Source organism: Pigmentiphaga aceris (genome assembly GCF_008119665.1).
Classification (GTDB): domain Bacteria; phylum Pseudomonadota; class Gammaproteobacteria; order Burkholderiales; family Burkholderiaceae_B; genus Pigmentiphaga; species Pigmentiphaga aceris.
Genome location: NZ_CP043046.1, coordinates 3,390,217 through 3,414,362, shown reverse-complemented (window position 1 = coordinate 3,414,362; position 24,146 = coordinate 3,390,217). Strand labels below are relative to the sequence as shown.

At 61.5% G+C, this 24,146-nt stretch carries 22 protein-coding genes; 19 read left to right on the top strand and 3 right to left on the bottom strand.

Translation table 11 applies throughout. From position 1 onward, the window contains the following. Positions 1-64: 64 nt before the first annotated feature. Positions 65-3,535: an Rne/Rng family ribonuclease gene (locus FXN63_RS14785; protein ID WP_148816008.1), complete on the bottom strand. Its 3,471-nt coding sequence runs from the start codon at positions 3,533-3,535 to the stop codon at positions 65-67. 760 nt (positions 3,536-4,295) lie between these two features. Here FXN63_RS14785 and FXN63_RS14780 point away from each other — a divergent pair. The 4 genes from FXN63_RS14780 (at position 4,296) to FXN63_RS14765 (ending at position 7,770) form a co-directional block, all read left to right on the top strand. Beyond that, a complete protein-coding gene (locus FXN63_RS14780; protein WP_187395233.1) occupies positions 4,296-5,207 on the top strand; it encodes an RluA family pseudouridine synthase in 912 nt (303 codons plus the stop codon). Next, on the top strand, positions 5,208-5,870 hold the full coding sequence (locus FXN63_RS14775) for an HAD-IA family hydrolase (RefSeq protein WP_148816006.1): 663 nt from the start codon (positions 5,208-5,210) through the stop codon (positions 5,868-5,870). Positions 5,871-5,929: 59 nt separating this feature from the next. Next, positions 5,930-6,919, top strand: a complete 990-nt coding sequence (locus FXN63_RS14770) for a S49 family peptidase (protein WP_148816005.1) — start codon at positions 5,930-5,932, stop codon at positions 6,917-6,919. A gap of 164 nt (positions 6,920-7,083) precedes the next feature. Continuing rightward, positions 7,084-7,770: a hypothetical protein gene (locus FXN63_RS14765; RefSeq protein ID WP_246164821.1), complete on the top strand. Its 687-nt coding sequence runs from the start codon at positions 7,084-7,086 to the stop codon at positions 7,768-7,770. A gap of 182 nt (positions 7,771-7,952) precedes the next feature. Here FXN63_RS14765 and FXN63_RS14760 read toward each other — a convergent pair whose 3' ends face one another. Then, positions 7,953-8,699: an SAM-dependent methyltransferase gene (locus FXN63_RS14760; protein ID WP_148816004.1), complete on the bottom strand. Its 747-nt coding sequence runs from the start codon at positions 8,697-8,699 to the stop codon at positions 7,953-7,955. A gap of 164 nt (positions 8,700-8,863) precedes the next feature. Continuing rightward, positions 8,864-9,571: a Maf family protein gene (locus tag FXN63_RS14755; RefSeq protein WP_148816003.1), complete on the bottom strand. Its 708-nt coding sequence runs from the start codon at positions 9,569-9,571 to the stop codon at positions 8,864-8,866. 296 nt (positions 9,572-9,867) lie between these two features. Here FXN63_RS14755 and FXN63_RS14750 point away from each other — a divergent pair, with 296 nt between their 5' ends. The 15 genes from FXN63_RS14750 to lepB all read left to right on the top strand — a co-directional run bounded on the left by FXN63_RS14750 (position 9,868) and on the right by lepB (position 24,086). Beyond that, positions 9,868-10,500, top strand: a complete 633-nt coding sequence (locus FXN63_RS14750) for a YceD family protein (protein WP_148816002.1) — start codon at positions 9,868-9,870, stop codon at positions 10,498-10,500. A gap of 231 nt (positions 10,501-10,731) precedes the next feature. Further along, on the top strand, positions 10,732-10,914 hold the full coding sequence (gene rpmF, locus FXN63_RS14745; protein ID WP_148816001.1) for a 50S ribosomal protein L32: 183 nt from the start codon (positions 10,732-10,734) through the stop codon (positions 10,912-10,914). Between the two features lie 235 nt (positions 10,915-11,149). Then, positions 11,150-12,241, top strand: a complete 1,092-nt coding sequence (gene plsX, locus FXN63_RS14740) for a phosphate acyltransferase PlsX (protein ID WP_148819356.1) — start codon at positions 11,150-11,152, stop codon at positions 12,239-12,241. Next, positions 12,238-13,227: a beta-ketoacyl-ACP synthase III gene (locus FXN63_RS14735; protein WP_148816000.1), complete on the top strand. Its 990-nt coding sequence runs from the start codon at positions 12,238-12,240 to the stop codon at positions 13,225-13,227. The genes plsX and FXN63_RS14735 overlap by 4 nt, the downstream gene beginning before the upstream one ends. A gap of 81 nt (positions 13,228-13,308) precedes the next feature. Next, positions 13,309-14,244 carry an ACP S-malonyltransferase gene (fabD, locus tag FXN63_RS14730; protein ID WP_148815999.1) on the top strand — a complete coding sequence of 312 codons (936 nt, stop codon included), beginning with the start codon at positions 13,309-13,311 and terminating at the stop codon, positions 14,242-14,244. Positions 14,245-14,253: 9 nt separating this feature from the next. Further along, positions 14,254-14,997, top strand: a complete 744-nt coding sequence (fabG, locus tag FXN63_RS14725) for a 3-oxoacyl-ACP reductase FabG (protein WP_148815998.1) — start codon at positions 14,254-14,256, stop codon at positions 14,995-14,997. 107 nt (positions 14,998-15,104) lie between these two features. Next, positions 15,105-15,350: an acyl carrier protein gene (gene acpP, locus FXN63_RS14720; protein WP_148815997.1), complete on the top strand. Its 246-nt coding sequence runs from the start codon at positions 15,105-15,107 to the stop codon at positions 15,348-15,350. 95 nt (positions 15,351-15,445) lie between these two features. Next, positions 15,446-16,675, top strand: a complete 1,230-nt coding sequence (fabF, locus tag FXN63_RS14715) for a beta-ketoacyl-ACP synthase II (RefSeq protein ID WP_148815996.1) — start codon at positions 15,446-15,448, stop codon at positions 16,673-16,675. Further along, positions 16,675-17,181: a protein YgfX gene (locus tag FXN63_RS14710; protein ID WP_148815995.1), complete on the top strand. Its 507-nt coding sequence runs from the start codon at positions 16,675-16,677 to the stop codon at positions 17,179-17,181. Before fabF ends, FXN63_RS14710 begins: the two co-directional genes overlap by 1 nt. Beyond that, on the top strand, positions 17,178-17,777 hold the full coding sequence (rpoE, locus tag FXN63_RS14705; protein ID WP_148815994.1) for an RNA polymerase sigma factor RpoE: 600 nt from the start codon (positions 17,178-17,180) through the stop codon (positions 17,775-17,777). The genes FXN63_RS14710 and rpoE overlap by 4 nt, the downstream gene beginning before the upstream one ends. A gap of 131 nt (positions 17,778-17,908) precedes the next feature. After that, a complete protein-coding gene (locus tag FXN63_RS14700) occupies positions 17,909-18,481 on the top strand; it encodes a sigma-E factor negative regulatory protein (RefSeq protein WP_187394904.1) in 573 nt (190 codons plus the stop codon). 38 nt (positions 18,482-18,519) lie between these two features. After that, on the top strand, positions 18,520-19,500 hold the full coding sequence (locus tag FXN63_RS14695; protein ID WP_187394903.1) for a MucB/RseB C-terminal domain-containing protein: 981 nt from the start codon (positions 18,520-18,522) through the stop codon (positions 19,498-19,500). A gap of 185 nt (positions 19,501-19,685) precedes the next feature. Then, complete coding sequence (locus tag FXN63_RS14690; protein ID WP_148815991.1) at positions 19,686-21,167, top strand: Do family serine endopeptidase; 1,482 nt, start codon at positions 19,686-19,688, stop codon at positions 21,165-21,167. Between the two features lie 188 nt (positions 21,168-21,355). After that, positions 21,356-23,149 (top strand): translation elongation factor 4, encoded by a 1,794-nt coding sequence (gene lepA / locus FXN63_RS14685; RefSeq protein WP_148815990.1) that lies wholly within the window; start codon positions 21,356-21,358, stop codon positions 23,147-23,149. A 34-nt stretch (positions 23,150-23,183) separates the two neighbouring features. Continuing rightward, positions 23,184-24,086 (top strand): signal peptidase I, encoded by a 903-nt coding sequence (gene lepB / locus FXN63_RS14680; protein WP_148815989.1) that lies wholly within the window; start codon positions 23,184-23,186, stop codon positions 24,084-24,086. Positions 24,087-24,146 lie beyond the last annotated feature (60 nt).

Genomic DNA, 24,146 nt, shown 5'->3' with positions numbered 1-24,146 from the left:
GCAACTACCCCGGCTTGCAACGCGTCTGAAAATCCCGCGTTGCAAGCCTGCTGCACACCTTGTCTTACTTGACCTCGTCCTGCGTCTCGACCTGAACCAGCGGGGTCTCGACAACCGGTGCCGACACCTTGCGAGCACGGCCCAGGCGAACCGGCGCGGCGCTGGCGATGCTGGCCTGTGCCTCGCGCACCTTGGCGGTATCGGTCTGGATCAACTGCAGACCGCTTTCCGACAGGTTGGCGGCAACCGGGGCGAGTGTTGCAACAACCGTTGCAGCAACCGGTGCAACAACTGCTGCTTCAGCCGCTGCGACAGGCGCAACCGCTTCAGCATCCACGACGCGTGCCACGATGGTTTCCGGCACGTCGGCGGCTGCGGGCGCAGCAACAGGTGCTTCGACCACCGGCGCAGCAGCCACAGCCACCGGTGCCGGTTCAACGGCAGCCACGGGCGTGACTTCATGCACGTGCGTGGAGGGCACAACAGGCGCAGCTTCAGCAACGGCCAGCGGTGCGACTTCCGGTGCGGGTGCAGCGGCAGCTGCTTGCGGCTGAGCAACCGGTGCGGGCAAGTCCAGCGCCGGGGCGATGGGGGCTTGCACAGCCGGTGCGGCGGCAACCGGCGTGACTGCCGGTGCTGCTTCAACATTTACGGCAAAAGCCGTAGCAGCAGGTGCACCAATAACAGGCGCAACGGCAATGTTCGCTGCTTGTGCGTCAGCGGCAACCGAGCTGGCAGCCGACTTCAGCGCCTGGGCAGCGTGTTCCACTGCGTCGGGCGAGGGCGTCGACACCGGGGCTGCCACGGCTTGCGCAACCGGCGCGGCGGGCACTGCCTGCGGTGCAGCAGCCACCGGAGCGGACTGAGCGCTCAGGGCCTGTGCAACAGGTGCGGCAGCCGGCGTGTTGGCACCCGCTTGCGGTGCGTCAGCGAAGGTTTCGTTCTCGAACTCGTCGCTGCCATCTTCCTGGCCATTTGCGCCGTCACCCGAGCCTTCCACTGCACCTTCACCCGTGCGACGACCGCGGCGACCGCGACGACGACGGCGCTTGCGCTCTTGATCGCCTTCCAGCTCGGCGGCGCTTTCTTCGCTGCCCAGCACGGCCGTATCGCTATCGACTGCCTGACCGGGTTCGGTCGGGGCGGCCAACACATCGGCCAACGGACGGCGTTGCTGCGCTTCTTCGCGTTCTGCCACCGGTTCGAACACCGCCGGGGTGTCGGTTGCGTCGGCATCTGCACCTTCCACGGCACCGTCGTCACGGCGACCGCCGCGGCGGCCACGGCGACCACGATTGCCACGGCCATCGGCGGCTTCCGCAGCGTCGTCAGCGAAGTTGTTGGCGGCGTCCAATGCGGCTGCCGGCAATGCGATATCGCGGGTTTCGCCTTCAGCGCGCGGCGCACGGCCTTCGCGACGACCACGATTGCCACGGTTGCCACGACCTTCAGCTTCCTCGCGTGCAGCTTCTTCGCGGCGCGCGTTGTCAATGCGTGCTTCGGCTACGCGAGTCTCGATGGAGCGATTGTCGCGACCACCGTCACGGCCTTCGCGTCCTTCACGACCGCCGTCACGTGCATTGTCGCGATTTCCCTGGCCTTCACGGCCTTCGTTGCGACCACCTTCACGACCACCCTCGCGGCCACCTTCACCACGGCCACGGCCCTTGTATTCACCATTGCCGTTGCCATTACCCGAACGGCGACGGTTGCCACCACGCGAATCGCGCTCGCGCGTTGCTGGTGCGGCCACCGGAGCCGGGGCGGGTGCAGGCGTCGGTTCGACCGGCGTGCCACGCAGCCAGCCCATGAATCGGCTGAACAAACCACCAACACCAGCAGCTTCCGCAACAGCCGGCGACGGCTTCGGCGATGCAGCGACCGTGGCGTTGTCGACCGGCACCGGATTCGGGGTGCTGGACACCGGCGCTGGTTGCGACGGGGTAATACCCTTGACCAGCGCTTCCGGACGCGGCTTCACTTCCTGCGCTTCAGCGCGGTAAGACAAGTCGGTTTCGGGCGACTCGGCCATCTCGAAGCTGGCGCGAGTGTTTTCCAGGCGCGGATCGTCGTGACGCAGACGTTCCAGGCGATGGTGCGGCGTATCTAGATGCTTGTTCGGGATCAGGATGACGTTGACCTTCAGGCGGGCTTCCATCTTGGCGATGTCGGCACGCTTTTCGTTCAACAGGAAGGTGGCGACCTCAACCGGCACTTGTGCGTGCACGGCTGCGGTGTTTTCCTTCATCGATTCTTCCTGGATCAAACGCAGGACTTGCAGTGCGCTTGATTCGGTGTCGCGGATCACGCCGGTGCCGTTGCAACGCGGGCAGGTGATGTGAGAACCCTCGTTCAGGGCCGGGCGCAGGCGCTGACGCGACAGTTCCATCAGGCCGAAACGGGAAATCTTGCCCATTTGCACGCGGGCACGGTCGAAATGAAGGGCTTCACGCAGGCGCTGTTCAACGGCGCGCTGGTTCTTGCTGTCTTCCATGTCGATGAAGTCGATGACGATCAGGCCACCCAGGTCGCGCAGGCGCAACTGGCGGGCCACTTCGTCGGCAGCTTCCAGATTGGTGCGAAGGGCGGTTTCCTCGATGTCGCTGCCCTTGGTGGAGCGCGCCGAGTTTACGTCGACAGCTACCAGTGCTTCGGTGTGGTCGATCACCACGGCACCGCCCGAGGGCAGCGGCACGGTACGCGCGTATGCGGTTTCGATCTGGTGTTCGATCTGGAAACGCGAGAACAGCGGCACGTCGTCGCGGTAACGCTTCACGCGCTGGACGTTGTCCGGCATGACCACGCCCATGAAGGCGGTGGCCTGGTCGGCGATGTCGTCGGTGTCGATCAGGATTTCGCCGATGTCCGGCGAGAAGTAGTCACGGATCGCGCGGATGACCAGGCTGGATTCCAGGTAGATCAGGATCGGGGCGGCGTTTTCACGCGCGGCACCGTCAACCGCCGTCCAGAGCTGCATCAGGTAGGACAGGTCCCACTGCAGTTCTTCGACGTTGCGGCCAATCCCGGCGGTACGAGCAATGATGCTCATGCCGGTGGGGATGTCCAGCTGGTCCATGGTTTCGCGCAGTTCCTGGCGGTCTTCGCCTTCGACTCGGCGCGACACACCCCCACCACGCGGATTGTTCGGCATCAGGACCAGGTAGCGGCCTGCCAGCGAAATGAAGGTGGTCAGGGCTGCGCCCTTGTTGCCACGCTCTTCCTTTTCGACCTGGACGATGAGTTCCTGGCCTTCGCGCAGTACGTCCTGGATGCGTGCCGAACGAACGTCGACGCCTTCCTTGAAGTAGCTGCGGGCAATTTCCTTGAAGGGCAGGAAACCATGGCGTTCTTCGCCGTAGTTGACGAAGCAGGCCTCGAGGCTGGGCTCGACGCGAGTGATGACGCCTTTGTAGATGTTGCCTTTGCGCTGTTCGCGGCCGGCGATCTCGATATCAAGGTCGATAAGCTTTTGGCCATCGACAATGGCAACGCGCAGTTCTTCCTGGTGCGTTGCGTTAAACAGCATGCGCTTCATGGGTGAAGGTCTCCTTGGTCATGCGCGCCAAAATTGGCGTGCAGCCCCAGGCCGTCACGGAAGGATGAAGCTCACAGCGCGAGCAGTGGGAAAACCGGTGCACGCCAGGCGCGCACCCCGCAAATCTAAGCCCGGTTATGTGCCGGGCGGCGCGGAAAACGCAGGGTCGGGGAAGTGCGTAGTGACCAATGAAGCTGTTTCCGTGCGCGCGTCAGGCACCGCGCTGCGTCCGCGTCTAGCGGGCAGGGCAGTGAACGTACGCAGCAGCAGGAACAGGTAAGAATTCACGGTTGTACGGGCCAGACAAACGCGGCATTTTCGCCGCGTTCAAGCGTAATGGGATTCGACTGCAAGGCGTCTGCGACTGCATCATGGCGAACGCGGCAGGTGGATGGACTGGGCGCAATTTGCTGCGCGGTTACCGATTCAGCTGACGCGGTCGGCAGGCGACCGGGACGACCCGTAGAACCGGGTGGGGAGGGCGGGTACAATTCCGGCCTGTTGGAAAGCGGCGCCGACGGAACTTCCTTGATTTTTGGTCTGTCCGGCCGACTGCCTGCTTTCTGCCCTACCAGTGGCGGAGACGCCGCATGAGGCGCGTCTCGACGACGGCGGTAAGGCCAACCCACCTGACTCGATCAGGCCCACGAATTATATGACGGCACCCCCATTGCGCAAAGCGAAATCCTCCGCCCGCCCCCCTGCCTCGCCTGCTGCGCGCGCCCCGCGCCCGGCGAGCGCCCCCGCACCTGCCGTGCGCATGGTCGAAATCGACGAAGCGCATGACGGCCAGCGGCTGGACAACTTCCTGCTCCGACTCTGCAAGGGCGTTCCCAAGAGTCATATTTACAAGGCCGTTCGAGGCGGTGAAGTCCGCGTGAACAAGGGCCGGATCCAGGTCGATTACCGGATCAAAACCGGTGATGTGATCCGCGTCCCGCCGCTGCGTTTGCCCGAAGTTCGCACCGATTACGTGCCACCCGTGGAATTTCCCATCGTTTTCGAAGACGATGCGGTATTGGTCATCGACAAGCCGGAAGGCGTGGCGGTGCACGGCGGCAGCGGTGTGTCCTTCGGTGTCATCGAACAATTGCGTGCTGCACGCCCCGACGCCAAGTTCCTGGAACTGGTGCATCGGCTGGATCGCGACACGTCCGGCTTGCTGCTGATCGCCAAGCGCCGCAGCGCGCTGACCGGCATGCACGAGTCGTTGCGCGCGGGTGGATGGGAGAAGCACTATCTGGCACTCGTCGACGGGGACTGGATGAATGCGCGTCAACATGTGCGCCATCCGTTGTTGAAATGGACTACCCAATCGGGCGAGCGGCGCGTGCGCGTTGACCCGACCGGGCTGGCTTCGCATACGATCTTCACCCTGAAAGCGCGTTACGGTGAGTTCTCACTGCTCGACGCTGAACTGAAAACCGGGCGCACGCACCAGATCCGGGTGCACGTGGCCGCAGAAGGCTTCCCCATCGCGGGTGATGACAAGTACGGCAAGGACGAAACCAATGCCGCGTTGATCGCGCGTGGTTTCAAACGCATGTTCCTGCATGCGCACACCCTGAGCCTGCCGCATCCGCTGACTGGCGAGCGCCTGTCCTTGCAGGCGCCGTTGCCGCCGGCTTGTGTTGCCTTCACCGAGGCGCTGGCCGCCAAAGAGGATCAATAAATGTATTCGCTCGTGATTTTCGACTGGGACGGCACCTTGATGGACTCCACGCCGTCCATCGTCGCCGCCATTCAAGGTGCATGCCGCGACCTGGCGCTGCCGGTGCCCACCGACGACGCGGCTGCCTGGGTCATCGGGCTGTCGCTGCACGATGCCTTGCACAAGGCTGTGCCCAGTCTTACCCCGGCAGAGCTGCCGCGTTTCCTGGAACGCTACAAATTCCACTACCTGACGCGCGATCCCTTGTTGCGCTTGTTTGGTGGCATCGCGCCGTTGTTTGAAGAGCTGGCCGCGCTGCCCATTCAGCTGGCAGTGGCAACTGGCAAGAGCCGCGTCGGGCTGGAGCGTGGGCTGGATGCGTCGGGATTGCGCCGTTTCTTCCACGGCACCCGCACGGCAGACGAGACTTTCTCCAAGCCGCACCCGGCCATGCTGCAAGAACTGATGCGTGAACTGGATGTCGCCCCCGAGCACACCTTGATGATCGGTGACACCTCGCACGACCTGACCATGGCCAAGCATGCCGGCACGGGTGCGCTGGGTGTCACGTACGGCGCGCATAGTGTGGCTGAACTTGAGGCCTGTGCGCCCGACGGTCTGGTCGATACGGTGCCGCAGCTGCGCGAGTGGCTACTATCCCGTGTGGCACGCGCTGCGGCCTGAGTTGGGCAGTCGGTTTCCATCCACCATGTGTCTTTTCATCCATTGCGAGCAAGGCAGGCATGAGCCTCAATGAATCTTCGTCCCCGGCTGCTGGCGTTTCGGACCGGAATTTACCGGTCTGGGAGCGTGCGGTGCTTGAGGAGTTGGCGCTGTCCACGATCCGCGAGCAACGTTCGCGCCGTCGCTGGTCGATCTTTTTTCGCCTGGTGACGCTCTCGCTGGTGCTGGGCGGCGCAGCCATGATCTACATGACGGTCAAGGGCTTGGGCTCGGATACCAGCGCGTCCGAGCCGCACACCGCGCTGATCAAGATCGACGGTGCGATCGATTCCGACGGCGACGCCGGGGGTGAGCGCATTGTGGCTGCATTGCAAGCCGCGTTTGGTGACTCGGGCACGCGTGCGGTGATCTTGCGCATCAACAGCCCGGGCGGCAGTCCGGTGCAGTCGGGCATCATCAGTGATGAAATTCACCGTCTGCGTGGCGCAAATCCGGACAAGCCGGTGTATGCCGTGATCGAAGACCTGGGTGCGTCGGGCGCGTATTACATTGCCGCCGCTGCCGACCAGATCTACGTCAACCGGGCAAGCCTGGTGGGTTCGATCGGTGTGATCATGGAAGGTTTTGGTGCCACGGAAGCCATGCAGCGGCTTGGTATTGAGCGTCGGGTCATCAAGGCGGGCGAAAACAAGGCGCTGCTCGACCCGTTCCAGCCCACCGACCCGGCTCAAGTGGCGCACGCGACCCAGATGGTCAATGAAATTCACCAGCAATTCATCGCCGCAGTGCGCCAGGGGCGTGGTGACCGCCTGCGCGAAACGCCCGACATGTTCAGCGGTTTGGTCTGGACGGGCGTTCGCAGTGTCGAGCTGGGGCTGGCAGACGGCCTGGGCACCGTGGACTCGGTCACGCGTGATCTGGTTCATGTGGACACCATCGTTGACTACACCGTGCGTGACAGCGTTGCCGAGCGTTTTGCGAAGCGAGTTGGCGTGGCGTTCGGCGCTGGGGCCTTCCGTGCGGCCTTCCAGGGCAGCAATTTGCGCTGATTCCGCACGGATTCCTTCGCGTATCCACCCATCCGGCCCTTCGTTGTCGATGAGTCGGATTACTATCTGTTTCCTTTGATTGAATGAGGCACGCGTCAGCGTGGCCTCATTTCTTTTTTTCCGTTGTTGCTGTCTGCGTTGCCCCTTTCTTCTGGAGCATGTTGGTGAGTGCCTTGTCCCCTGTGGTGTGGCTGGCGGTACCTGCGGTCGTGGTTGCGTTTCTGGGTTGGTTTTTGTTGCGGCGTCGTCGCGAGCCGAGTTATCGCTTTGCGCAACGTCCAGCGCGCATCGGGTTGATCCGTGGCTTGCTGGGCACGGTTTTCCTGCTGAGCGCCGTGGTGCTGGTGCTGGGTGCGCTGTCGGTCTATCAGTACGTGCAGCTGAGCGCAGACCGCCCGGTGGCGCGTGTCGATGTCGCAGCCGACGGCCCGCAACAGTTCAGGGTGTCGCTGACCACGCCGGAAGGGCGCACGCAGGAATTCGTGATCGCCGGGGATCAGTGGCAGTTGGAAGCGCGCGTAATTCGCTGGCGAGTGCCGGTGGCCCTGGCGGGTGTGCCGCCCATTTATCGCTTGGACCGTCTGACAGGGCGCTACGCCGATATCGAAAAAGAACGCACGGCGACTCGCACGGTTCACGCCTTGGATGGCTGGACCTTGCCTGATCTGTGGTCCCTGCAGCGACAATTCCCGCAGTGGCTGCCTTTTGTGGATGCCGATTACGGCAGTGCCACGTTCCTGCCCATGCTGGATGGCGGTGTGTATCAGGTCAGCATCAACCCGCGTGGCGGGCTGGTGGCCACCCCGGCTGATGAGGCAACAAAAGCCCGGCTGCAACGCACGGGCTGGTAAGCGTCGAGGTGGGGTGTCTTCACGAGGTCTGCTGTAGGCCAGTGTTTCGGATTGGGGCTTGTGGCAAGCCGCAAGCCCCAATCAGCGCCGTGATGCACGCCGGCCGGTAATAGGGCTGAACACTGGTCGGATACCAGTTCAAACACCTCGCTAGGCGCTCGGCCGAGCGCCAAGCCGACCACTCAAGCCTTTCCGCTGCTCCGCGCCAGGAACAGGAACATCGTTGGTTGCTTGTCGAGTGCTGGTGCCGCCTGCTGTTTCCAGGTTGATATCGGCAGCGTGCGCACCCATTCATCGGCCGTGGTCACGGAGCGAGCCACGCACAGCAGCGTGTCTGCCCGCAGTGACGACACTAGGCTATTGAACATCGCAGCGTTCCGGTAGGGCGTCTCGATCAGCATCTGCGTCTGGTTGTAGCGAATCGACTGCTGTTCCCATTCCTTCAGTGTGCGCTGGCGCTCGGCCGGTTCGACCGGTGCGTAGCCATGAAACGCAAAGCGTTGGCCATCCAGGCCGCTGGCCATCAGGCCCAGCAGAATTGACGAGGGGCCGACCCAGGGCCTGACCTGCAATCCCAACGCATGTGCCAGGCGTGCCACACGTGCGCCGGGATCTGCCACCGACGGGCAACCTGCTTCCGATACCAGGCCAATCTCACCACCTGCCACTGCATGCGCCAGCCATTCGCGGATCTGACCGTCCTTGGTGCCTGATTCAAGTGTGTGAATCTGGATTTCCTGCAAGGGTCGAACGGTGCCAACCTGCTTCAGGAATGCGCGCGCAGTCTTGGCGTTCTCGGCAATGTAGAAATCAAGCCGGCCTGCCAGTGCGCGCACCTCGTTGGGTAACCAGCGTTCAACTGGTGAATCGCCAAGCGACACCGGAATCAGGTGAAGGGCACCGGTAGTGGAAGAGGGGGATTGGCTCATGAATAGGTCTCTGAATGCAGTTCGCGCGCTGGTGGCCGATCAAGCAACTGGTGGGCGCGCGTAGGTCTGGCTGGTGTTGGTTGTGCGGCTTGGCGGGTATGGCTCGGTCGGCCTGTCGCAGTGATTCTGCTTGGCTTGGTCTGCCTCAATGGGCGTCGCACTTCTCAATGAGTGTCGTGCCTGTGCGCGGCCAGTGACAGTAGTGGGTCGATACCGAAATTCGCCAGCATGCGGGTCAGGGCGATCAAAGGCAGGCCGATCAATGCGGTTGGGTCGTCGCTGTCTATGCGTGACATCAGCGCAATGCCGAGGCCTTCGGCCTTGGCGCTGCCTGCGGTATCAAGCACAGCTTCAGCCTGCAGGTAGGCGATCAGTGCGGAATCCGGCAAGTCGCGGAATGTGGCCCGAGTCACCACGTCGATCGACTCGACACGCTCGCCATCATCGACCGCCAGGGCGCTGTGAAATGACACGGTATGGCCGCGCATCGATTGCAATTGCGCAAGCGCCGCCTCGAAGGTGCCGGGCTTGCCGATTGGCTGGCCGATCAGGTCGCGCACGGTGGGATGAAAAGGGATTTCGTCAGCAGGTTGCGACAGCGCGCCGCTGGGTGCCGGGATGCGCGTCGCGTCCAGCGTCGCAACCTGATCCGCACCGATCACCACTGCGCCGGGGCGCAACTGTACGCCTGCGCGCGCCTTGGCGCGCGCCAGACGCATGGCGAGTGCCACGGGTGTTTCTCCTGCCAGCGGTGTCTCATCCACCTCGGGGGAAACCACCTCGAACGGGAGTTTCAGACGTCCCAGCAGTTCGCGACGATAGACCGAGGTAGAGGCGAGAATCAGTGGGCGGGCGGGGGTTTGAAGGGGCATGTCAACGAATGAAAGCGTAAGTGGCGGCGTCTGTTATTGGGGCGGGCGAGTGGAGTATGTCGTGGAAGTCCGTCGACCATACCTGCCTTGCGCCGTAAGTGTTTGACCCGCTTGGGTTTTTCCAGCTATTATCCTACGTTTTACCGGCTACCTTTTGGTTGCAGTGTTGGTTGAGGTCTTTGGTGGTGCTGTTTCAGCGTCTGTTGAAGGTCAATCGAAGGTCAATCGATGCTGGCTGATCACTGCTCAGGTGCTCTGAAATTGGCCGGTTGTTGCTTTACAGGTATTCATTGCCCATGGTCGCGTTTCTGATCGACGCCTTTGATTTTGTGCGTCAACCCGGGCGCGAGGCGCAGGGGGCTGTGGCGCTCGAAGATATGGAGCGTCTGGTTGAAGATCTGCCGATCCAGAACTCGGATGCCCGCTGGCATGCCAAGTCTGAACGGGGCCCGTTGGGCGAGCCGTTGATCCGTCTGACCATCGATGCTGAAGTGGTGCTGGAATGTCAGCGATGTCTGGCTGATTTTGCCTTGCCGCTGCACACCGAGGCAGTCCTGCACATCGTCAAAACCGAAGCGCAGCTCAATGCCGACGACATCGTTCACGAAGGCGATGATGACGGCGAGGGCGACGAAGATGATGTCGGCGCAAGCGCCTTGCCCGAACGCGTGTTAGGATCGCCCCGCTTCGATCTGCTTGAACAGGTCGAAGATGAGCTGATCTTGTGCGTGCCGTATGTGCCGCGTCACGATGTCTGTCCAGAGCCGCTGGTAGTGCCAGCATCGGTTTCGGAAGATGTCTCTGCCAAAAAAGCAGATAATGACGGGCAGCAAGACCCAAGCAGTACTGATGAAGCGGTTGACGGCGCGGAAGGCAAGCGGCCATCCCCCTTCGCAGTACTGGCGCAACTCAAGACGCGCAAGCCCTGAGTTCCGGGGGCAGAACCTGACAAGGCCGGTGTATGGCGCTTGGCAGGGCGGCTGAAGGTCAGCCGAACGGACAGCTTAGAAACACAGATTGCAAGAAACGATGATGCGTCGGGCACGCCTGCGCAGGCCGTCATTGTCAAACAACGTCAAAGCAGGTAGTAGAAAGGGTTAATCCCGCGGCGCCCGAATCAGGCTTCTGGCTTACAATGCGCGCCGTCAGAAGGAGTCATCATGGCTGTTCAGCAAAATAAGAAGTCGCCGTCGAAGCGTGGCAACCACCGCGCCCACGATTTTTTGATCAACCCGCCGACGGCCATCGAGCCGAGCACGGGTGAAGTGCACCTGCGTCACCACATCAGCCCCAACGGCTTTTATCGTGGCGTCAAGGTCATCAAGACCAAGAACGACGAGTGATACCGGGCGGCCCTGGGGTGAACCTGCTAGGGCCGTTACCCAAGGGTGGGTTGCGGATGTCAAGCGGGACACGTGTCGGAGTATTCGGTGCGCGTCTTGATCGGCAGCCTTCCCCTGGGCACTCGCGGAACCATTTTTCCGATATCGCCTGTCTTCCTGATCATCCCGCCATCCAGCTTGATGCTGGCCGGCGCGGCATGATCATGTGAAGTCGGGCGTTCTTGCGTCCATGTCCATGATCCGAATTGCGATCGACTGCATGGGGGGCGATCACGGTCTCCCCGTGACGATCCCTGCTGCCCTGAATTTCCGCGACCATCATCCTGATGTGCATCTGCTGCTGGTTGGCTTGCAGGATCAGATCGAGGCGCAGCTTGCCTCGGCGCGTAGTGCGCTGGGTCGTGACCGTTTGGAAATCGTTGCGGCGACTGAAGTCGTTGCGATGGATGACCCGGTCGAAGTCGCCTTGCGGCGAAAGAAAGATTCCTCGATGCGCGTGGCTGCGACCCTCGTGAAAGATGGTCGTGCCGACGCCTGCATATCCGCCGGCAACACCGGTGCCTGGATGGCGATCTCGCGCTATGTACTGAAGACCCTGGACGGCATCGACCGCCCGGCGATCTCCACTGCCTTGCCCAATCAGAAGGGTGGGGTCACGTACATGCTTGACCTGGGTGCCAACGTCGATTGCACGGCGCAGCACCTGTTGCAATTCGCCATCATGGGTACTGCCATGGTGGCCGCCATCGAACAGCGGCAAAAGCCCACGGTGGGCCTGCTCAACATCGGTGAAGAAGTCATCAAGGGCAATGACATCGTCAAGCAGGCGGCTGAATTGCTGCGTGCCAGCCCGTTGAACTTCACTGGCAATGTCGAAGGCAACGATATTTATACCGGCGTGGTCGATGTGGTCGTCTGTGACGGTTTCGTCGGCAACGTCGTGCTCAAGGCCTCTGAAGGCCTGGCCAAGATGCTTGGCAGCTTCATCAAGGAAGAGTTCAAGCGCTCGCCGCTGACGCTCCTGATGGGCGCTGTTGCCAAGCCTGTGCTTGGCCGCTTCCGCAATCGCGTCGACCATCGTCGGTACAACGGTGCAGCCTTGCTCGGTCTGCGAGGCGTGGTCATCAAAAGCCACGGCTCTGCCGATGCCTATGCATTCGAATGCGCACTGAAGCGCGCACGCGGTGCGGTAGCCAACGATATGTTGTCGCTTACCACGCAGGTGGTGGCGCAAATCAACCAAAGTCTGCAGACGCCTGCCGAATCGACGCTTACGCGTGTCGACGCAGGTGCCAACGCACAGTCCAGCCACGGAGATCGTCAATGAGCGCAGTCACGTCAATCTGGTCCAAGCTTGTTGGGTCGGGGAGCTGCCTGCCGCCACGCGTCGTCAGCAACGATGATCTCGCTGCAGACCTTGCAACGCGTGGTATCGAGACCTCTGACCAGTGGATCGTCGAACGCACCGGCATTCGTCAGCGTCATATCGCCGAGCGCGGTGTGACCACCAGCCAGCTGGGTACCGAAGCTGCCAAGCGCGCACTGGCCGATGCCGGTGTCGATGCGTCTGAAGTCGATCTGATCGTGGTGGCGACCTCCACGCCCGATTTTGTCTTCCCCAGCACGGCCTGCCTGATCCAGGCCAATATCGGCGCGACCAACGCTGCTGCCTTCGATGTGCAGGCGGTGTGTACCGGCTTCATCTATGCGTTGACGACGGCTGACAGCTTCATCCGAGCTGGTCGGGCGCGTTGTGCACTGGTGATCGGGGCCGAAGTGTTCTCGCGCATCCTGGACTGGAGCGATCGCGGCACCTGCGTGCTGTTCGGTGACGGTGCGGGTGCAGTGGTGTTGAAGGCTTCCGACGAACCCGGTCTGCTGTCGGCCAAGTTGCATTCCGACGGCTCGCAGATGAAGATCCTGTGCGCAGCCGGCAACGTGGCGTATGGCGAAGTGACCGGCGACCCGTTCCTGCGTATGGAAGGGCAGGCCGTGTTCAAGTTGGCGGTCAACGTGCTCGACAAGGTCGCACGCGAAGTCAGCGAAGAAGCTGGTATAAGCGTTGCCGACATCGACTGGTTGATTCCGCACCAGGCCAATGTCCGCATCTTGAACGCCGTGGCGCGCAAGCTGGACCTGCCCAGCGAGCGTGTGGTGGTCACGGTGGACCAGCATGCCAACACGTCTGCGGCAAGCGTGCCGCTGGCGCTGGATGTGGCGCGTCGGGACGGTCGTATCAAACCCGGACAGCTGGTTATGCTACAAGGCGTCGGTGGTGGTTTCACTTGGGGCGCGGCGCTGGTCCGCATGTAAAGCAAGACGCGCGTATCGCGCGGAAGTCTGTCTTCGGGCAGACTCCGCGCTGACTCGCTGCGTCCGCGACAGGAATAATTGATGACCAAGAAAATTGCATTTGTCTTCCCCGGCCAGGGTTCACAAGCGGTCGGCATGCTCGACGCTTTCGCTGGCAATGCCGCAGTGGCTGACGCCGTTGCGCGTGCCGGCGCTGCGCTGGGGCAAGACCTGGGCGCATTGATCGCACATGGCCCGGTAGAACAGCTCAATCTGACCACCAACACCCAGCCGGTGATGTTGACGGCGGGCGTTGCTTTCTTCGACGCCTGGCGCGCTGCTGGTGGCCGTATGCCCGACATGGTGGCGGGTCACAGCCTGGGCGAATACGCCGCGCTGGTGGCTGCAGGTGCACTCAGCCTGGAAGATGCCGTGCGCCTGGTGCGCATTCGTGCCGACGCCATGCAACGTGCGGTGCCGGTCGGTACCGGTGGCATGGCCGCCATTCTCGGTCTGGATGACGACACGGTTCGCGCAGTGTGCGCGCAGTCGGGGCAGGGCGAGATTGTCGAGGCCGTCAACTTCAATGCGCCTGCACAGGTCGTGATTGCCGGCCACGCCGCTGCCGTCACGCGTGCATGCGAAGCTGCCAAGGCGGCTGGTGCAAAACGCGCGCTGCCGCTGCCCGTGTCGGCACCGTTCCACTCCAGCCTGATGCGTCCGGCTGCCGATGAACTGGCAGCCGCATTGGCTGGCATCACGATCTCGGCACCGTCGATCACGGTCGTCAACAACGTCGACGTGGCAACGCCGACCGATGCTGCGGCGATTCGCGATGCGCTGGTGCGCCAGGCCTGGCACCCCGTGCGCTGGGTCGAGACTGTGCAGTTCTTCAAGGCGCAAGGCGTCACCCATCTTATCGAGTGCGGCCCGGGCAAGGTTCTGGCCGGTCTCACCAAGCGCATCGATGGCGAATTGACTGCGCTTGCGATCACCGACCCGGCATCGCTTGACGCGGCGCTGGCAGCCATCGCTTAAGGAGTAAACATGGAATTGCAAGGAAAGGTCGCCCTGGTGACCGGCGCATCGCGCGGCATCGGTAAAGCCATTGCGGCAGAACTGGCCAGCCGTGGCGCAATCGTGGTCGGCACGGCCACCACCGATGGCGGCGCAGCCAAGATCACCGAATACCTCGCCTCGGCACCTGCGGGCAGCCGTGGTGCGACGCTGAACGTCAACGACGCAGCATCGGTTGACGCGCTGATCGACCAGATCGGCACGGAGCTTGGCGGCCTGCATATTCTCGTCAACAATGCTGGCATTACGCGCGATACGCTCGCAATGCGCATGAAAGACGATGACTGGGCTGCCGTCATCGACACCAACCTGTCTTCGGTTTTCCGCATCTCGCGCGCAGTGCTGCGCGGCATGATGAAGGCCAAGTGGGGTCGCATCATCAATGTGACCTCGGTCGTCGGTTCCAGCGGCAACGCAGGTCAGGCAAACTACGCGGCGGCCAAGGCCGGCGTCGCAGGTATGAGCCGTGCTCTTGCAAGAGAGCTGGGTAGCCGCAATATCACTGTGAACTGTGTCGCGCCGGGTTTCATCGATACCGACATGACCAAGGATCTGGGTGAAGACCAGCACAAGGCATTGCTGTCGCAAATCCCGTTGGGCCGTCTTGGTCTGCCGGAAGATATTGCACACAGCGTTGCATTCCTGGCATCGCCTGCAGCCGGTTACGTGACGGGTACCACCCTGCACGTAAATGGCGGCATGTATATGAGTTAATTCAGGGGTATTGCACAAAGCGATACCCGTTTGTCCCGGTCACGCGCTGCATTCCCGCGCGCATGGCTATAATCCGCAAATTAGTTAAGCCCCTTTTGGAGACCTCCATGTCCCTAGACAGCATCGAACAGCGCGTCAAGAAGATCGTCGCTGAGCAACTCGGCGTGAACGAAGCCGAGATCAAGACCGAATCTTCTTTCGTCGACGACCTCGGTGCCGACTCCCTCGATATGGTTGAGCTGGTGATGGCTCTTGAAGACGAGTTCGAGACGGAAATCCCGGACGAAGAAGCCGAGAAGATCACCACGGTGCAACAGGCAATCGACTACGTCAGTTCGCACATCAAGAAGTAAGCGCCGCCAGCCGGTAAAATGGGCGGCCGAAGGCCGCCTTCTTTTTGCCAGCAACGGTTTGTTACTGCAGTCTGCGAATCACCAAGGAGTTTTCTGTGAAGCGACGCGTCGTCATCACCGGTCTCGGCATCGTCTCGCCCGTGGGCAATGATGTGCCCACCGCCTGGGACAACATCGTCAACGGGCGGTCGGGCATCGACCGCATCACCCGTTTCGATACTACGGGCTTCAACTGCGAAATCGCAGGTGAAGTGCGCGGCTTTGACATTGCCGACTACATCCCCGCCAAAGAAGCCCGTCACATGGATACCTTCATCCATTACGGCATGGCGGCTGGCATCCAGGCATGGCGCGACGCCGGTATCGAGGTCACCGAAGAGAACGCCGAGCGTATCGGTGTCCTGATCGGTTCCGGTATCGGTGGTCTGCCCCTGATTGAAAACACGCACCAGGAATATGTCGATCGTGGCGCACGCCGCATTTCGCCGTTCTTCGTGCCGGCCTCGATCATCAACATGATCTCTGGCCAGTTGTCGATCCATTACGGCTTCAAAGGCCCGAATTATTCGATCGTGTCGGCGTGTACGACCGGTCTGCACTGCATCGGCGATGCTGCTCGTCTGATCGAGTACGGCGATGCCGACGTGATGATCGCTGGCGGCACCGAAGCAACCGTTTCGCCCCTGGGCGTGGGCGGCTTTGCCTCGGCACGTGCGCTGTCGACGCGCAACGACGATCCGAAGACGGCCTCGCGCCCCTTCGATCGCGATCGCGACGGCTTCGTGCTGGGCGAGGGCGCTGGTGTCATGGTGCTGGAAGAGTACGAGCACGCGAAGGCTCGCGGCGCGCGTATTTATGGTGAGTTCGCGGGTTACGGCATGAGCGCCGACGCCCACCACATCACCACGCCGGATCGTGACGGCCCGCGCCGTGGCATCCGCAACGCATTGCGCAACGGCGGCTTGAATGCCGAAGAAGTGCAGTACGTGAATGCGCACGGTACCTCGACGCCCCTGGGCGACAAGAACGAAAGCGAGGCATTGAAGCTTGCTTTCGGTGACCACGCCAAGAAGCTGGTGGTGAATTCGACCAAGTCCATGACCGGTCACCTTCTGGGTGCTGCGGGCGGGATCGAAGCGATCTTCACAACGCTGGCCCTGTATAACCAGGTCTCGCCTCCGACTATCAACCTGTTCAATCAGGACCCGGAATGCGATCTGGACTACTGCGCCAATGAGGCGCGGCCCATGAAGATCGATTTGGCCATGTCCAACTCGTTCGGATTCGGCGGGACCAACGGCACCATGCTCGTCCGCAAGGTCTGATGGCTGCTCACGCCTCTGCGGCGGGGCTCGCACCTGATGCGGGCTTCGCCGTGTTTACCCGGTTGGTGCCGTCGCGGCGTGCCGCGCGGCTCGACTTGGGTCTGCATGGTGCGATCGTGCTTGCACTCGGCATTGCGGCGGCTGTCTGGCTGCCGCAAGCCAGTGGTGCAATCATGCTGCTGAGTATTGCGGTGGCGCTGGTTTCCTGGCGTCGTCGTGTCCATCGCAGCATGGCGGGATACCGCCACCTACATATTTCAGCAGACGGCGTATGGTCGCTTGCGCCCCTGGCGCGGCTGGACCAGCCAGATCGTCTGCTTCCCGATGTACTGACACGCTCACCACTGGGCTGTGTCAGCGTGCGCGGGCCGTGTTCCGGTCCGGCAACCCAAACCGTCTCTTCGACCAATGTGGTGTTGTGGTCCGACAGTATGTCGGCCGACGCCTGGCGCCGCCTGCAGATATGCGTGGCACGGTCGGCGCAGTTCCACGCGGAGGGCCAATGAGCGAACGCGAAGCGGACGCCATCCTGGTTGAACGCGTACAGCGTGGCGACAAGCATGCTTTCGAGCTGCTGGTGGTCAAGTACCAGCGAAAAATTCTTCGGCTCCTGTCTCGACTGATTCGCGATCCCTCCGAGATCGAGGATGTCGCACAGGAAGCTTTCATCAAGGCTTACCGGGCCTTGCCGCAATTCCGGGGTGAAAGCGCGTTTTACACGTGGCTGTACCGGATCGCGATCAACACGGCGAAGAACCATTTAGTCGCGTCAGGACGCCGTCCGAGCTCTCCATCTGAATTTGAGACCGAGGATGGTGAAACTTTCGACGAAACCGACACCCTAAGTGATAACAACACGCCCGAATCAGTGTTGGCGAGCCGTGAAATTGCGGAAACCGTCAACGCGGCGATCGAAGCTCTGCCCGAAGAGCTGCGCTCGGCGATCGTGTTGCGGGAAATCGAGGGTATGAGTTACGAGGATATTGCCGTCGCCATGGGTTGTCCCATTGGTACCGTGCGATCCCGGATTTTCCGGGCGCGCGAGGCAATCGCGTCGCGACTCAAGCCCTTGCTGGGGAACAACGATGATCGTCGCTGGTAGCGCGCATCGTTGCGGGTTTCGTAGCAAGCCCAATCGGTCCGGGTGCAAGCCCGGTGACGTGCATAGGCACGGCAAGGCATCAGTCAGACCGGCGCAGGCCGGTTTCGGAGGGTAATGACATGCAATCAGGCATGCGTCAACAAAACGGCTCGGTAGTCACGGCAGTTGCCGGTAATCATGGCGAACTCGTCGATTCAGATTCGGATATGGCGTGGTTGTCGGCATTCATGGACGGCGAAACTGGCGACGAGGACTTCTCCGACGCGCTGTCCAAGGCAGACGCCCGAGCAGACTGGGATGTCTATCACCTGATCGGTGATGTGATGCGCTCTCCGGCGCTGGCCCAACCGTTGAATGCCGGTTTTGCCGCCAAGGTATCTGCCACCATTGCCGCCGAGCCCGCCATTGTGGCTGCCCCGCGCCGAAACACGACAACGCGTCGCCGCAAGTTTGTCACCCGCTATGGTTTGCCCGGCTTGGCCGCTGCGGCCGCGGTGGCTTCGGTCACCTGGATGGCGCAGCCTTATTTCCTGCCGGGCGGATCGGGCACCAGCAGCCCGGCCATTGCCAGCAGCGTCGAGGCAGGTCGCCTGCCCGCCGGCGTGCAACTGGCTGACTATCTGGATGCCCATCGTCAATATTCCGGTTTGAATTCCGTACGCCAAGTGTCGGTGAGCGTCGGAACCACCGCAGCCCAGCGTTGAGGGGGCCGGGGATGGCGGTTAGTTCAGGCAACGGGCGTTTGTCCTGGTTGTTGTGCAGTGTGGTTGCAGCAGGCTTTCTGGCGCACGGCAGCGTGGCGTTTGCTACGCCGCCGCAAACCGATGGCAATGATCTGTCGGTGTTGCGCCGTATTCAGGCGGCTGCACAAAAACTTGATTACAGCGGTACCTATACTTATCAGCAGGGCAGCTTCATGCAGTCCTCGCGGCTTACCCATGTGGTCGATGCCACGGGCGAGCATGAGCGGCTGGAAATCCTCGACGGTGTGCCCACGGAATTCATTCGGCACAACGAAGAAGTGCAGTGCCTGATTCCCGACAAGCAATTGATCGTGATCGAGGATCGGCCCACCCGTGAGCGTTTCCCCGGTGTATTGCTGGGATCGGTGGAAGCCCTGGGCGATCGTTATCGCCTGTCGATCAAGCCCGAGCCGCAGCGTGTTGCCGACCGGGATTGTCAGGCCATCAGCCTCACGCCGGTCGACAGCGAACGTTACGGTTATCTGCTCTGTGCCGATGTCGAATCGGGTTTGCTGTTGAAGGCCAAAACGGTGGATGCCAATGGCGAGGTACTTGAACAGCTGGCGTTCACGTCCCTGACGGTGGGTGTTGGGGTTGACCGCAGCAAACTCAAGTCGAAGTGGTCGACCAAGGATTGGACCGTGCAACGCACGAAGGTGACGCCTATCGATCTGGCGTCCATGGGCTGGAACGTAGGTGAAGTGTCGGGCTTTCGCAAGGTGACCGAGGTCAAGCGGTCCATGGGCGAACGTTCGGACGTCAAGCAGTTGGTGATGGCTGACGGCATGGCTGCCATCTCGGTATTCATCGAGCCGGCTACCGATTCGCATCCGCAAGCGTCGGGGTCGATGTCGCGTGGTGCCATCCATGTATTCGGTCGTCGTTATGGCGAATACTGGCTGACGGTACTGGGTGAAGCACCGCCGGAAACCGTGCGCAAGGTCGCCGATTCGATTGTTCACCAACCCGCCTCGAAATAAGCCGGGCAGCCGCAGGTAATGGTTGCGGCACAATGTTTGCAGGTCGGCGCACCGTGTTCGGTTGCGCCGGCCTATGCTTGTTTGAATTTGCAGTGTTGAATTCGCCGTTTTTGAATTCGTTGTCCCTGAATTCGTTGTTTTGAATTCCCAGTTCCCGATTTCTGTTTCTTGACCCGGAGTGTTTCATGCCACAGTCCATGTCGCGGCGCTTTGCGCGTCACAGCATGCTCATGCTGTTTGCCGCGTTTGCCATGCTGATGGGTTCGATTGCACAAGCCCAGACGCGTGGTTTGCCTGACTTTACCGATCTGGTCGATCAGGCCGACCCCGCTGTCGTGAATATCCGTACCAGTGCGAAAATATCCGCACGCGGCCCCGCGCCTGGCGGCCAAGACCCCGCTGAACTGTTCAAATGGTTCTTCGGCCCCGATTTCGAAATGCCCGGTCAGGGCAATGGCCCTGGCACCACGCCGCGTGGTCCTCGTGGTGGCGGCGGTGGTGGTGGCGAAGAACGTGAAGTCCCGCGTGGCGTGGGCTCGGGTTTCTTCATCTCCAATGACGGTTTCATTCTGACCAACCACCACGTGGTGGCAGGTGCCGACGAGATTACGGTCACGCTGACCGATCGCCGTGAGTTCAAGGCCAAGATCATTGGCTCGGACCAACGTACCGACGTGGCGCTGATCAAGATCGAAGCCACGGGCCTGACCCCGCTGCGTATCGGTGATCCAAGCACCTTGCGCAAGGGCGAATGGGTCATGGCCATCGGTTCGCCGTTCGGCCTGGATTCGACCGTCACCGCTGGCATCGTCAGTGCGAAGGGTCGTGACACGGGCGATTATCTGCCGTTCATCCAGACTGACGTAGCCGTCAATCCGGGCAACTCGGGTGGTCCTTTGCTGAACATGCGCGGTGAAGTGATCGGCATCAATTCGCAGATCATCTCGCGCAACGGTGGCTTCATGGGCATCTCGCTGGCGATCCCGATCGACGACGCCATGCGTGTGGTGGAACAACTGCGCGCATCCGGTCGTGTGGTCCGTGGCCGTATCGGCGTGCAGATCGGCGAAGTCACCCGTGACATCGTTGAAGCCTTGGGCCTGAAAACCCAGCAAGGCGCATTGGTTCGTGCCATCGAAAAGGGTAGCCCGGCAGAAAAGGCTGGCATCCAGCCTGGCGACGTGGTTCTGAAGTTTGGCGATCGCACAATCGAGCGTTTGTCCGATCTGCCGCGCGCCGTGGGTGACACCAAGCCGGGCGTCAGCGTGCCGGTGCAGGTGTGGCGTCTGGGTAATTCCCGCACCGTCAACGTGGTGGTTACCGAGCTTCAGGCCGACAAGGATGCCAAGGTGCCCACCCCGGGCAAGGCACCCGACGAGCCCAAGAACCAGATCGACACCTTGGGCTTGGCCGTGATCGAAGTGCCGGCTGCACGTCGCGCTGAACTGAGCATCCAGGGTGGTGTGCAGGTGCAGACCGTGGAAGGCGCAGCGGAACGTGCTGGTATTCGTCCGGGTGATATCGTGATGGCCTTGGGTACCACGGAAATCGTCAACGTCAACCAGTACCGCACGCTGACCGCGAAGCTGGAAAAGGGTAAAACCTACGGCTTGCTGGTGCGCCGCGACGAACTGACCCAATGGGTTACCGTCAAGCTCGCCAAGTAATTTGCGATAGACGTCGGCAAATAAGCAGTAAAGAAGACGCCGCGTGCCGGTAGAAGTAAAATGCGGCACGCGACACGTCTGCCGACCGGGTTGAACCCGGCCGGCAGCACCGAACGGGGGCGCTTGGCGCCCCCTTTTATTTGAAGGATCACCGATCGGTTCTGTTCTGCCGGTCACTACGACATCGCATGCAGCAGATACGCAATTTCTCGATCATCGCCCACATCGACCACGGTAAATCGACCCTGGCCGACCGCATCATCCACCGTTGCGGCGGCTTGTCCGATCGTGAGATGGAGGCCCAAGTCCTCGACTCGATGGATATCGAACGCGAGCGCGGCATCACCATCAAGGCCCAGACTGCCGCGCTGAAGTATGTCGCGCGCGACGGCAAGACGTATGAGCTGAACCTCATCGACACGCCGGGACACGTCGACTTTTCCTACGAGGTCAGCCGCTCGCTGTCCGCGTGTGAGGGGGCCTTGCTGGTGGTGGACGCTTCTCAAGGCGTCGAAGCCCAGACCGTGGCCAACTGTTATACGGCGCTCGACCTCGGCGTTGAGGTCGTGCCGGTGCTGAACAAGATGGATCTGCCCTCGGCCGATCCCGACAACGCGCGCAAGGAAATCGAAGAAGTCATCGGCATCTCCGCTGACGAAGCGATTCTTGCCAGCGCCAAGACCGGCATGGGCATCGACGACATCATCGAAGGTGTCATCGCCCGTATTCCCGCGCCTGTTGGCGATCCGGACGGCCCGCTGCAAGCCCTGATCATCGACTCGTGGTTCGACAACTACGTGGGCGTGGTCATGCTGGTTCGTGTGGTCAACGGCACCTTGCGACCCAAGGAAAAGCTGCTGATGATGGCAACCGGTGCAACCCACCTGTGCGAGCACGTCGGCGTTTTCACGCCGAAGTCTCAGCCGCGCGAATTCCTGACGGCAGGCGGGGTGGGCTTCATCATTGCCGGCATCAAGACGCTGGAAAGCGCGAAGGTCGGCGATACGGTCACGCACGCGGCCAAGCCCGCGCCCGAGGCGCTCGGCGGCTTCAAGGAAGTCAAGCCGCAGGTGTTTGCGGGATTGTTCCCGGTTGAGTCCAGCGACTTCGACGCGCTGCGCGATTCGCTCGAAAAACTGAAGCTCAACGATGCCGCGCTGCAGTACGAGCCTGAAGTGTCGTCCGCACTGGGCTTTGGTTTCCGCTGCGGCTTCCTGGGCCTCTTGCACATGGAAATCGTGCAGGAGCGCCTGGAACGCGAATTCAACATGGACCTGATCACCACGGCACCGTCGGTGGTCTACGAGGTCGTGCAGCGCGACAACAGTGTGATCGAAGTCGCCAGCCCGTCGAAAATGCCTGAAGTCGGCCACATTCTCGAAGTGCGCGAACCGATCGTCACCGTCACTTTGTTCATGCCGCAAGAATATGTGGGCGTGGTCATCACGCTGTGCATCTCCAAACGCGGCAACCAGATGGACATGACCTACCACGGCCGCCAGGTTCACCTGGTCTATGAAATGCCGCTGGCCGAGATCGTGCTGGACTTCTTCGACAAGCTGAAGTCGGTGTCACGCGGTTATGCGTCCATGGACTACGAGTTCCTGGAATACCGTGCCGCTGACGTGGTCAAGGTTGACCTGATGATCAACGGCGACCGCGTCGATGCACTCGCCATGATCGTGCACCGTTCGAACGCGCGTTTCCGTGGCCGTGCGGTGACCGCCAAGATGCGTGAACTGATACCGCGCCAGATGTTCGACATCGCCATTCAAGGCGCAATCGGGGCGGAAATCATCGCCCGCGAGAACGTCAAGGCAATGCGCAAGAACGTGCTGGCCAAGTGCTACGGCGGCGACATCTCGCGCAAGAAGAAGCTGCTTGAAAAGCAGAAGGCCGGCAAGAAGCGCATGAAGAACGTCGGCAACGTGGAAATTCCGCAAGAGGCCTTCCTGGCCATCCTGCAGGTGGAGGACAAGTGATCGCTGCGATGCAAGGTTTGCAAGGGGCACGTGCATGAGTTTGAACTTTGCGTTGATCCTGTTCGTGCTGCTGGTGGTTACCGGCATTGCGTGGGCGCTGGACCGCTGGGTGCTGCAGCCGCAGCGTCGGGCGCGTGCCATTGCGGCGGGCGAACGTTTTGACAATGTCAGCGCACCGAGCATCCGTGCATCGAGCGGTGACGCCGAAGCAGCACGTCTGCGCCAGGAAGCGGTCAGTCAGGCCGCTCGCGCGCCGTGGTGGGTCGAATATTCGGCCAGCTTCTTCCCGGTGATCCTGTTCGTCTTCACCTTGCGTTCGTTCATCGTCGAACCCTTCCGCATTCCGTCGGGTTCGATGATTCCCACGCTGCAGGTTGGCGATCTGATCCTGGTGAACAAGTTCACCTACGGCATTCGCCTGCCCATCCTGAACAACAAGGTCATTCCGTTCAACGATCCCAAGCGTGGCGACGTGGTGGTGTTCCGGTATCCGGTCGACCCGCAAATCGACTACATCAAGCGTGTGGTCGGGCTGCCCGGCGACGAAGTGGCTTACCTGAACAAGCGCCTGACGGTGAACGGCAAGGTGGTACCGACTGCAGCAGCCGGGGATTATTTCGATCCCGACCGCGTGACCTATACGCAGCGTTTCACCGAGACCTTTGATGGTGTCGACCACGACATCCTCAACGATCCCGGCCGTTCCGGCGAGATCGGCATGGTCAGCTCCTTCCCCAATATGAATGCTTGCACGTACAGCAGGGAAGGGGTGCGCTGCACCGTGCCCGCAGGTAACTATTTCATGATGGGCGATAATCGGGACAACAGCCTCGATAGCCGTTATTGGGGCTTCATGCCCGAGGCGAACATCGTGGGCAAAGCATTCTTCGTATGGATGAATTTCAGCGACTTGAAGCGCATCGGACGATTCCATTGATCTGGTTCGTTGCCGCACCGTCCCGATTTCGCCCTGCGATGCGCATCACACGGTTGGCCG

Excerpts from the sequence above, each read along its gene's own strand:
- FXN63_RS14785 (WP_148816008.1), bottom strand. The coding sequence starts at position 3,535 with ATGAAGCGCATGCTGTTTAACGCAACGCACCAGGAAGAACTGCGCGTT.
- FXN63_RS14780 (WP_187395233.1), top strand. The coding sequence starts at position 4,296 with ATGGTCGAAATCGACGAAGCGCATGACGGCCAGCGGCTGGACAACTTC.
- FXN63_RS14775 (WP_148816006.1), top strand. The coding sequence starts at position 5,208 with ATGTATTCGCTCGTGATTTTCGACTGGGACGGCACCTTGATGGACTCC.
- FXN63_RS14770 (WP_148816005.1), top strand. The coding sequence starts at position 5,930 with ATGAGCCTCAATGAATCTTCGTCCCCGGCTGCTGGCGTTTCGGACCGG.
- FXN63_RS14760 (WP_148816004.1), bottom strand. The coding sequence starts at position 8,699 with ATGAGCCAATCCCCCTCTTCCACTACCGGTGCCCTTCACCTGATTCCG.
- FXN63_RS14755 (WP_148816003.1), bottom strand. The coding sequence starts at position 9,571 with ATGCCCCTTCAAACCCCCGCCCGCCCACTGATTCTCGCCTCTACCTCG.
- FXN63_RS14750 (WP_148816002.1), top strand. The coding sequence starts at position 9,868 with ATGGTCGCGTTTCTGATCGACGCCTTTGATTTTGTGCGTCAACCCGGG.
- rpmF (WP_148816001.1), top strand. The coding sequence starts at position 10,732 with ATGGCTGTTCAGCAAAATAAGAAGTCGCCGTCGAAGCGTGGCAACCAC.
- plsX (WP_148819356.1), top strand. The coding sequence starts at position 11,150 with ATGATCCGAATTGCGATCGACTGCATGGGGGGCGATCACGGTCTCCCC.
- FXN63_RS14735 (WP_148816000.1), top strand. The coding sequence starts at position 12,238 with ATGAGCGCAGTCACGTCAATCTGGTCCAAGCTTGTTGGGTCGGGGAGC.
- fabD (WP_148815999.1), top strand. The coding sequence starts at position 13,309 with ATGACCAAGAAAATTGCATTTGTCTTCCCCGGCCAGGGTTCACAAGCG.
- fabG (WP_148815998.1), top strand. The coding sequence starts at position 14,254 with ATGGAATTGCAAGGAAAGGTCGCCCTGGTGACCGGCGCATCGCGCGGC.
- acpP (WP_148815997.1), top strand. The coding sequence starts at position 15,105 with ATGTCCCTAGACAGCATCGAACAGCGCGTCAAGAAGATCGTCGCTGAG.
- FXN63_RS14710 (WP_148815995.1), top strand. The coding sequence starts at position 16,675 with ATGGCTGCTCACGCCTCTGCGGCGGGGCTCGCACCTGATGCGGGCTTC.
- rpoE (WP_148815994.1), top strand. The coding sequence starts at position 17,178 with ATGAGCGAACGCGAAGCGGACGCCATCCTGGTTGAACGCGTACAGCGT.
- FXN63_RS14700 (WP_187394904.1), top strand. The coding sequence starts at position 17,909 with ATGCGTCAACAAAACGGCTCGGTAGTCACGGCAGTTGCCGGTAATCAT.
- FXN63_RS14690 (WP_148815991.1), top strand. The coding sequence starts at position 19,686 with ATGCCACAGTCCATGTCGCGGCGCTTTGCGCGTCACAGCATGCTCATG.
- lepA (WP_148815990.1), top strand. The coding sequence starts at position 21,356 with ATGCAGCAGATACGCAATTTCTCGATCATCGCCCACATCGACCACGGT.
- lepB (WP_148815989.1), top strand. The coding sequence starts at position 23,184 with ATGAGTTTGAACTTTGCGTTGATCCTGTTCGTGCTGCTGGTGGTTACC.